8 protein-coding genes are annotated in these 10,114 nt (G+C 39.2%); all 8 read left to right on the top strand.

Features of this window, described 5'->3' with window-relative positions:
• Nucleotides 1–1,670, top strand: a 1,670-nt coding sequence (locus ACOVO2_RS19140; protein ID WP_421771516.1) for an outer membrane beta-barrel family protein, incomplete at its 5' end; no start/stop codon positions are given.
• Between the two features lie 61 nt (nucleotides 1,671–1,731).
• Nucleotides 1,732–2,772 carry an alpha/beta hydrolase gene (locus tag ACOVO2_RS19135; protein WP_421771515.1) on the top strand — a complete coding sequence of 347 codons (1,041 nt, stop codon included), beginning with the start codon at nucleotides 1,732–1,734 and terminating at the stop codon, nucleotides 2,770–2,772.
• A 77-nt stretch (nucleotides 2,773–2,849) separates the two neighbouring features.
• On the top strand, nucleotides 2,850–4,490 hold the full coding sequence (locus tag ACOVO2_RS19130; protein ID WP_421771514.1) for a sulfatase: 1,641 nt from the start codon (nucleotides 2,850–2,852) through the stop codon (nucleotides 4,488–4,490).
• Between the two features lie 129 nt (nucleotides 4,491–4,619).
• Complete coding sequence (locus ACOVO2_RS19125; RefSeq protein ID WP_421771513.1) at nucleotides 4,620–5,915, top strand: CitMHS family transporter; 1,296 nt, start codon at nucleotides 4,620–4,622, stop codon at nucleotides 5,913–5,915.
• Nucleotides 5,916–5,986: 71 nt separating this feature from the next.
• On the top strand, nucleotides 5,987–6,586 hold the full coding sequence (locus ACOVO2_RS19120) for a transposase (protein WP_421771512.1): 600 nt from the start codon (nucleotides 5,987–5,989) through the stop codon (nucleotides 6,584–6,586).
• Between the two features lie 88 nt (nucleotides 6,587–6,674).
• Nucleotides 6,675–8,057, top strand: coding sequence for an acyclic terpene utilization AtuA family protein (locus ACOVO2_RS19115; protein WP_421771511.1), 1,383 nt, complete (start codon nucleotides 6,675–6,677; stop codon nucleotides 8,055–8,057).
• Complete coding sequence (locus ACOVO2_RS19110) at nucleotides 8,054–8,395, top strand: AtuA-related protein (RefSeq protein ID WP_421771510.1); 342 nt, start codon at nucleotides 8,054–8,056, stop codon at nucleotides 8,393–8,395. Before ACOVO2_RS19115 ends, ACOVO2_RS19110 begins: the two co-directional genes overlap by 4 nt.
• 91 nt (nucleotides 8,396–8,486) lie before the next feature.
• Nucleotides 8,487–10,088 (top strand): carboxylesterase/lipase family protein, encoded by a 1,602-nt coding sequence (locus ACOVO2_RS19105; RefSeq protein ID WP_421771509.1) that lies wholly within the window; start codon nucleotides 8,487–8,489, stop codon nucleotides 10,086–10,088.
• Nucleotides 10,089–10,114: the final 26 nt, after the last annotated feature.

Below are 10,114 nucleotides of genomic sequence, written 5' to 3'. Positions count from 1 at the left end.
GAGCTTTGTGGGTGAGAAAGGAAAATCTTCCAACGATTCGTCCACAATACACGCATACGCCTAAAATCAATCCATCGTTGGCTCTTAATTATCGCAAAAATAAAGTTAATTACTTCCTGCAAGGCGATTATCTCTATACCGAAACACTCAATAAAAATGAGTTTGTAGTCAGAACTTATGATAGTGGCGAGGTAATTAATCAACAATTAAAACGTAACCGAAACACGCATTTTATTACAGCAAAAACTGGCTTTGACTGGAACATTGACGAACAAAATTCGCTAACTATTTCGGGACTTTACGGTGGCGAAAAAATCATTGACCGAGGTGATGAGCCTTTTTTCAATAAAAATCTCAGCGAAAGATTACGTTTATGGCAATTTTTGGAGGACGAACTCAAAACTACCGCAATGGCCACCGCCAATTATGTACATAAATTCAAAGATGCAGGACATACACTAACCATTGGCTATAATTATACATTTCACCGAGAAAATGAGAAGTACTTTTTTGATAATTACATGCCAACTTTCACAGGTCGAGATGCTTTCAAATTACTTTCTGATGAGCAAGTACAAGATTTTACGGTCGATTATCAAAAGCCCCTCAAATATGGTCGATTTGAAAGTGGGGTGAAGTTTCGCAAGCGTGATATTCCAACCAATATGCAGTTTTTTCCTGATTCAAAAAATACAATTATTGATGTAAAAGCAGGTGGTTGGGCAAACTATCGAGAAATTATCCCAGCCGTTTACGGAAACTACATTTATGAAAATAAAAAGTATGAGGCTGAAATAGGTTTACGCTACGAATATATCAATCTAAAATATGAAGTAAATCCTGACCATCCGACTTATAAAAGTGACGGATACAAGTATTCACAGCCATTTCCGAATGTTCGTTTGGCCTATAAAATCAACGATAACCAAAAAATTTCGGCGTTTTTCAATCGAAGAGTTGATAGACCAAATGAAGTAGATATTAGAATTTTCCCGAAATACGATGATGCCGAAATCATCAAGGTTGGAAACCCTGCTTTAAGGCCACAATTTACTAATTCGATTGAATTGGGCTACAAAGCCAAGTGGGCAAAAAACACCTTCTATACCGCTCTCTATCACAAAATGGCCGATGGTACAATCACCCGAATTTCGAGCATCGTACCGAATAGCACCTTGATTTATGCCATTTTTCAGAATGCGGGGAAGAGCTATAATTCGGGTGTAGAAATGGTGTTTGCTAAGGAAGTTTCGAGTAAGTTTTCATTCAATTTAAATCTGAATACTTACCATAATCAGATAAATGCGTTTTCGGTTTTGAATAAATATCCCGTGCAGAATGTCTTTTCAGCCGAAAAACAAGAGATTTTTTCGGGGAATATTAAGCTGAATAGCACTTTGCATTTATCTAATGGCATTGATGGACAAATATCGGTTGCATACCTCGCCCCCGATATTATTCCGCAAGGAAAAATCAATTCCAGATTTTCGGTTGATACAGGATTTAAGAAAAGCATTCAATCGGGTAAGGGTGAAGTTTTTATCAACACCACCGATTTATTTAACACATTGGTTATCAAACGAGAAATTCAAGGAGCGGGCTTCAAATACACAAGTCATGATTACTACGAAACACAGGTAATCAGAGCAGGATATAACTATAAGTTTTAATAAATCATATTTTTCGTAGAGACAAGGCATACCCTGTCTCTACACAAAATTAATCTACAAAATGAAAATCGTATTCAAATTATTTACTCTAATCCTTATTTTAAACTCCCCCATCGGGGGCGGGGGGGCTGTTTTTGCCCAAACTGGCAAAGTGGTCAGTTTTACGCTTAATTCTAAAGCCCTCCAAAATACGGGTGGCGAAGACCCCAATCGTAAAGTTTCGGTATATCTTCCACCAAATTATGATGCTTCAACGCAGCGTTATCCTGTCATTTATTACCTGCACGGATTCATGGGAAAAGACAATATTTTTCCGCAAATGCAGAAAGTTTTAGATGAAGGCATCGCTCGTCAGAAAATCAAACCATTCATTTTCGTTCAAGCCGACCATTACACGCTTTTTGAGGGAAGTTTTTATTCAAACTCTTCACTAACAGGCAATTGGGACGAATTTGAAAGTAAAGAATTGGTAGAATACATGGATAAAAACTATCGAACGCTCGCCACTCGTGAAAGTCGAGGCATTGCTGGGCATTCGATGGGCGGTTATGGTGCTTTCAAAATCGGTATGCTTCACCCCGAAGTTTTTAGTAGCATTTATGCACTTAGCCCTGGTTTATTGGCAATGGTGAAGGAGTTTGGGCCAAATAGCAACTCTTTCAAAGAAGTTCAAAACGTAAAAACGGTTGAAGATTTAAAGAAAACCTATTATCCAAAAGTTTTGGTAGCAGTTGGGCGTGCTTGGTCGCCAAACCCAAATAAGCCACCGTTTTTCTGTGATTTCCCGTTTAGCTACGAAGGCGATAAAATGATTGTCAATCAACCAATCTTAGAAAAATGGGAGGCGAATATGCCTGTTTATATGGTTGATAAATATGCCGATAATCTACGAAAAATGACAGCCATAAAACTCGATTGGGGACGCAACGATTCGCCACGTTTCCCTGTACAAATCGGAATGTTGAGCCAGCGTTTAGAAAACCTCGGTATCAATCATTTCGCCGAAGAATACATCGGCGACCACGGCAACAAAATCTGGACAATGGATGGCCGTGTCTTGAACGATTTGTTGCCATTTTTTAATGATTATTTGAAATTTTGATTTTATACAAAATTGTCAATACGTAGAGACAAGGCATGCCCTTTCTCCACAATAAAACCCGATAAAACCTAAAAACTATGAAAAAACTCATCTATTCTTTCCTGACATTTGGTATCATCTCTTTGATTTTTTTTGCCTTTAAACCCAAGAAACAAAGACCTCACGCGATGAACCGTCCAAACATCGTTTTCATTATGTCGGACGACCATGCATACCAAGCAATTTCGGCCTATGACAAACGCCTTACTCAAACGCCAAATATTGATAGAATTGCCAAAGAAGGTATGTTATTTACGAATGCTTGTGTAACAAACTCCATTTGTGCTCCTTCAAGAGCAGTAATTCTGACAGGAAAGCATAGCCATTTGAATGGAAAAGTTGACAACTATTTTCCGTTTGATACGACCAATATTACTTTCCCACAAATTCTGCAAAAGGCTGGCTACCAGACCGCTATGTTTGGAAAATTGCATTTCGGAAACAACCCAAAAGGATTTGATGAATTTCAGATTTTACCCGACCAAGGCGATTATTATAACCCTGATTTTATCACAAAAAAAGAAGGTAGGAAGAAATTTACGGGCTATGTAACCGACCTCATTACCGATATTACCTTGAATTGGCTAAAAAACGAACGTGACGATGAGAAACCTTTCTTTTTGGCGTATCTGCACAAAGCTCCGCACCGTGAATGGCTACCCGCCGAACGCCATTTTAAAGAATATTTGAAAAAAACTTTTCCTGAGCCTACCACCCTATTTGATAATTACGAAGGCCGTGGCAGAGCATCGAAAGAAGCCGAAATGAACTTGCTTACGCACATGAATTGGGCAGGAGATTCTAAGATTTTCCCTGAAAATATGGATAAACTTGGCATCAAGGAATCTCATGCGTATGATAAACGAAATTATAATGCCACCGTGGGAAGAATGAACGCCGAACAACGCAAAGTATGGGACGATTACTACGGAAAAATGAATGAAGAGTTTATCAAACGTTACCCGAGCATGACCGAAAAGGATAAGATGAAATGGCGTTATCAGCGATACATGCAAGATTATCTGGGTAGCATTGCGGCAGTTGATGAAGGCGTAGGAAAAGTCTTAGACTTCTTAAAAAAGAACAATTTAGAAGAAAATACAATCGTGGTTTATACTTCTGACCAAGGCTTTTATCTGGGCGAACACGGATGGTTTGATAAACGATTTATTTTCGATGAATCTTTCAAAACTCCTTTGTTAGTTAAATGGCCAAATGTCATAAAAGCAGGCACAAAAAACTCACAAATGGTTCAAAACCTTGATTTTGCTCAAACTTTCTTAGAAGCAGCAGGAATTACTCCTCCATCTGATATGCAAGGAGAAAGTTTGATTCCGATTTTTAAAGGTCAAGGCAAAAACTTCAGAGATGCCGCTTACTATCATTATTACGAATACCCAAGCGTTCACATGGTAAAACGTCATTATGGCATTGTCACGGAAAAATACAAATTAGTGCATTTCTATTATGATGTTGATGAATGGGAACTCTACGACCGTGTAAACGATAAAAACGAAATGAAAAACGTTTACAACGACCCAAAATATGTTAAAGTAAAAGAAGAATTACACAAGAAATTAGCCGCTCTTCGTGTGAAATACAAAGACTCCGAAACTTTGGATAAAATGTATATTGAGAAATACGATGAATTGGTTAAAAAAGGTAAAATTTTTAGATAAAACTAAACAAAAAATGGCACGCGGATGACGCTGATGTACCATCGCAGATAAATACGGATTTTTATAAATCTGCGAAAATCAGCGTTACGAAAGTATCAGCGTCATCAGCGTGCCAAAGCAAAGGAATATATGCTCGCAATACTCGGTTTCTCGACAATTATTGTCTTTTTAATATTGATAATGACAAAAAGATTATCAGTAATGACAGCCTTAGTTACTACTCCAATAATCTTTGGCATAATTGCGGGTTTTTCGCCAAAAGAACTGGGAGAATTTGCTATTACCGGCATCAAACAAGTTGCTCCAACGGGAATCTTATTGATGTTTGCGGTTTTATATTTTGCTACTATGCTCGATGCTGGTCTTTTCGACCCTGTGATTGCCGCCATCATTAAATCAGTAAAAGGCGACCCACTAAAAGTTATTCTTGGAACGGCCATTCTGACAATGATTGTGCATTTGGATGGCGATGGTACAGCTACTTTTATGATTGTACTTTCGGCATTTTTACCGATTTATAAACAGCTAAAAATCAATCGTTTAGTCCTCTCCAGTATCGTGGCTTTAAGCGTTGGCCCTTTGCACCTTGTTCCGTGGTCGGGAACTTCAGCAAGGGCAATTTCGGTGATGAAATCGGATGCCGTGCATGTCTTCAATCCGAATATACCTGCTATCATTGGCGGAATCGTTTGGGTACTTTTTGTGGCTTATATTTTCGGCAAAAAAGAAAGAAAGCGACTCGGAATTATTGATTTCCAGTATAATCATCAAGAAAATTTAAGCGAAGAACAACAAGGGCTAAGAAGACCAAAACTGATTATTTTCAATGCCATTCTTACGATTTCATTAATTATTTCCTTAATGAAAGGTTGGATTCCAGCTTCGGTTTTGTTTGTAGTAGCCAGTATGGTTGCATTACTAATAAACTACCCAAAACTCGCCGACCAGCAAAAAGTTATGAAGGCTCACGGCACAAATATCTTTATGGTTTCGAGTATGATTTTTGCCGCAGGAATTTTCTCTGGAATCTTGACTGGCTCAAAAATGATTGAAGAAATGGCCAATGCCTTAGTTGCTTTAATTCCTCAAAATCATGCCAATTTGCTACCTGCTATTACGGCCATAACAAGCTTGCCCGCCAGTATGTTATTCACGCCCGATGCTTATTATTTTGGAGTTGTGCCAATTTTGAGTCAGACCGCAACTCAATTTGGCATCGACCAACTCGAAATCGGTCGGGCGGCTTTACTCGGACAAATGACCGTAGGTTTCCCGATTAGTCCGCTTACCGCCTCCACGTTTTTATTGGTTGGGTTATCGGAGGTTGATTTGGGCGAACACCAACGCCATACCTTCAAATGGGCATGGGGAACAACGATTGTAATGACGATTGTAGCAATTTTAACGGGGTCTATACATGTATGAAAAATATCGTCCTCGTAGAGACAGGGCATGCCCTGTCTCTACGAGGACGATAAAATAAATCAATTCAAAAAATGTCCACCGACAAATTTAAAAATAAATACCGCATTGCATCGGCACGTGCTTCGTGGTGGAACTATGGATGGAATGGTGCATATTTTATTACGATTTGCACAAAAAATCGTGAACATTTCTTCGGAAAAATCGAAAACGGAAAAATGCAATTATCAAAAATTGGGTTATTGGCCGATGTGTTTTGGCACGAAATAAAAAACCATACTGAAAATACTGAATTGGGGGCATTTGTGGTCATGCCGAATCACATTCACGGAATTTTGATTTTGGATAAACCTGAGATTTCAAACGTACCCACCGTAGAGACAGGGCATGCCCTGTCTCTACAAACGCAAATACAAACCCCAGCCCAACAACGATTTCGGAATCAAGGAAAAAATACCGTTTCATCAATTATAGGGTCCTACAAATCCGCAATTACAAAACATTGCAATCGCCTAAAATTAACCGATGATGATGGCCTTGTATTTGGTTGGCAAACCCGATTCCATGACCATATCATCAGGAATGACGAAGAATATCAACGAATAAATGATTATATAGAAACGAATCCTGCAAATTGGGAAAATGATAAATTTTATGGTAATGAATTGACATAATGATTATAAAAATTACCCAAATACGACGTAGAGACAGGGCATGCCCTGTCTCTACAATGGCGGATAAAAACAATTGAAATTTCCAAAAATGAAAAATAAAATCAGAATAGGTTGCGGGGCAGGTTTTTCGGGCGATAGAATCGAGCCCGCCATTATTTTGGCTGAAAAAGGAGAATTAGATTATTTGGTCTTAGAATGTCTGGCCGAACGAACCATTGCACTCGCCAACAAACGCAAAATGGCCGACCCAACCAAAGGCTACGACCCACTTCTGGAGCGTAGAATAAAAACACTTTTGCCTCATTTGGTAAAAAATAATATTTGTTTAATAACCAATATGGGTGCTGCAAACCCAATTGAAGGTGCAAAAAAAGTCGTTGAAATTGCTCAAAAACAAGGATTAAAAGTGAAAGTTGCTGCGATACACGGCGATGATATGAATGATAAATTAAAAAGTGAAAGTTTTGAGATTTTTGGAAATGAAGATATTGCTCTTGAACTAATAAAAAAGCACCAATCTCCAGTCACCAATAACCAGTCACCAATCATTTCCGCTAATGCTTACCTTGGCATTGAAGGCATTTTAGAGGCCTTAAAAGCTGATGTTCAGATAATTATCACAGGCCGTGTTGCCGACCCTTCGCTTTTTCTCGCACCGATGATTCATGAATTTGGCTGGAAAACCGATGATTATGATTTAATGGGCAAAGGAACTGTAATCGGACATTTGATGGAATGTGCGGGGCACATCACAGGTGGCTATTTTGCCGACCCAATCAAAAAGCCTGTCGAAGATATGGATAACCTGGGACATCCATTCGCTGATGTTTTCCCTGATGGTTCGGCAATTATTAGCAAAGTAGAAGGAACTGGTGGTGTAATCAATCTACAAACAGCCAAAGAACAATTACTTTACGAAGTAATCAATCCTTTTGAATATTACACGCCCGATGTAATTGCAGATTTCACGAGCGTAAAACTTGAGGAATTTGGCAAAAATCAAATACGAATAACGGGCGGAAGTGGCAAAGAAAAACCTTCAACCTATAAAATCAGCGTAGGCTACAAAGCATTTTGGCAAGGCGAAGGCGAAATTTCGTATGCAGGCCCAGCCGCCTACGAAAGAGCCAAATTAGCAGGTGAAACCATTGAAAAACGTCTAAAATCTCAATTTGAAGAAATCCAAGTCGATTATATCGGAATAAGTTCAACATTCGGAAATGAGGGCTTCGGAAATCGGTGGCTGAGCGAAGTCGAAGCCCCGATTTCCGAAGTCAGATTAAGGGTTGCCGCCAAAGCCCAAACCCAATCAAATGCGGCATTGATTGGCGAAGAAGTAGAAGCCCTTTACACCAACGGACCTGCCGGAGGTGGTGGCGTAAGAAAATACGTCAACGAAGTAATCGGAATTGTTTCGGTTTTAGTAGATAGAAATAAAGTTTTACCACAAATTTCAATTTTTAAATCATGAATACTGAAGATATGAATCCCCCTTTAGGGGTTAGGGGTATAAAACTCTACGACATAGCCCATAGCCGTGCAGGCGATAAAGGTAATATCTCAACACTTTCGCTCATTCCTTACAACGAAAGTGATTATGAAATGCTGTGCGAAAAAATTACAGTCGAGAAGATGAAAAAACATTTTGCAGGAATCATCGAGGGCGAAATCACTCGTTATGAAATGCCCAATATTTCATCATTGCTTTTTGTATGCCACGATGCACTTGCAGGCGGAGTAACAACCTCGCTCCGCATAGATACACACGGAAAAGCCTTGAGTTATAAATTGTTAGAAATGGAACTTTAAACCAAATAAAATCCTATCTATCAATATTTTACAACATACATTAGCATTTATTTTTAATTTATATTTTAGTTTTCAACTCCATTTTAAACAAATGAAAAAAACAATTCTTTCTCTTTTTGCCTCATGCTGTTTACTTTTTCAAACAGCAGATGCCCAATTACAAACTGGCGAAAATGTGGCCGTAACCTCAACTGATGCAGGTAAAGTGCGTGGCTACATCAACAATGGTATTTTTACCTACAAAGGTATCCCTTATGCCGAAGCCAAGCGTTTTGAGTCGCCACAAAAACCAAAACCGTGGTCAAATGTTCGTAGTTCGATGACCTACGGGCCTGTTGCTCCTTTGATGGACCCTACAACAAACGTAATGGACGAAAGCGAGTTTGTTTTTGACCATAGCTGGGGTTTTACAAACGAAGATTGTATGCGTATCAACGTCTGGACACCTGGCATCAACGATGGCAAAAAACGTCCTGTCATGTTTTGGATTCACGGTGGTGGCTTTACAGCTGGTTCTTCGCAAGAATTACCTTCTTACGATGGCGAAAATTTAGCAAAAAAAGGCGATGTAGTAGTCGTTTCAATCAATCACCGCCTCAATATCTTGGGTTATCTTGACCTCTCTGCTTATGGTGAAAAATACAAGCAATCGGCCAATTTGAGCGTGCTTGATATGAAAGCAGCTTTAGAATGGGTGAAAAGCAATATCACTAATTTCGGTGGCGACCCAAATAATGTAACCATCTTTGGCCAGTCAGGTGGAGGAGCAAAAGTAAATACCTTAATGGCGATGCCTTCTGCAAAAGGACTTTTCCACAAAGCAATCAATCAAAGTGGTGCTTTCCGTACGGCTATGCTCGATAAAGCAACCACTCAGGCAATTGGTGCAGAAGTAATGAAAGAATTGGGTATCTCGGCTGATAAAGTAGATGATATTCAGAAAGTTCCTTTTCAAACTTTGAGTGATGCTGGTAAAAAAGCACTCAAGACCATTGCTGATAAAATGAAAGCAGAAGGAAAACCAGTCATCGGATTCGGTCTGAGCTGGGGGCCAAGTGTCGATGGCGAAGTTTTACCTTATCAATTGTTTTCTAATGAAGCATTTGAATTATCAAAAAATATTCCTTTAATGATTGGCACAACCATCAACGAATTTGCAGTTTTCAGAGGAGGAATTCCGAGTAGTGCAACCGAAGAACAAGCCAAAGAAGCCATCAAAAAAGTATATGGCGATAAAACAGATGCTTACATTGCAGCCGTAAAAAAGGCATATCCAAACGGCAAAATGACAGATATGTTAAGTTATGATGTAACATTCCGCCCAGGTGCTGTGCAACAAGCCAATCAAAAATCGGCCGTTGCAGGTGGAGCAAATACGTATATGTACTTATTCGATTGGCAATCGCCAGTAATGGATGGCAAATACAAAGCCGTTCACTGTATGGAAATTGCGTTCTGCTTTGATAATATCCAACGCACGAAAAACATGACTGGCGGCACAAAAGAAGCTCAAGCTTTGGCCGATAAAATGAGTTCGGCATGGATAAACTTCGCAAAAGTTGGCAATCCAAATCATAAAGGTTTACCAAACTGGCCAGCGTACAATGCAACAAATACAGCCACTATGCACTTCGATAATACGTGCGTAGTAAAACCACAAATGGACAAAGAATTATTTGAAGTGGTGAAATAATTGTACAGTTCGATTTTTAACGTCGG

The sequence above is a fragment of the Emticicia sp. genome (assembly GCF_049241225.1).
Classification (GTDB): domain Bacteria; phylum Bacteroidota; class Bacteroidia; order Cytophagales; family Spirosomataceae; genus Emticicia.
The sequence above is the reverse complement of the archived record's forward strand: the minus strand, read 5'-3'. Positions and strand labels throughout refer to the sequence as shown.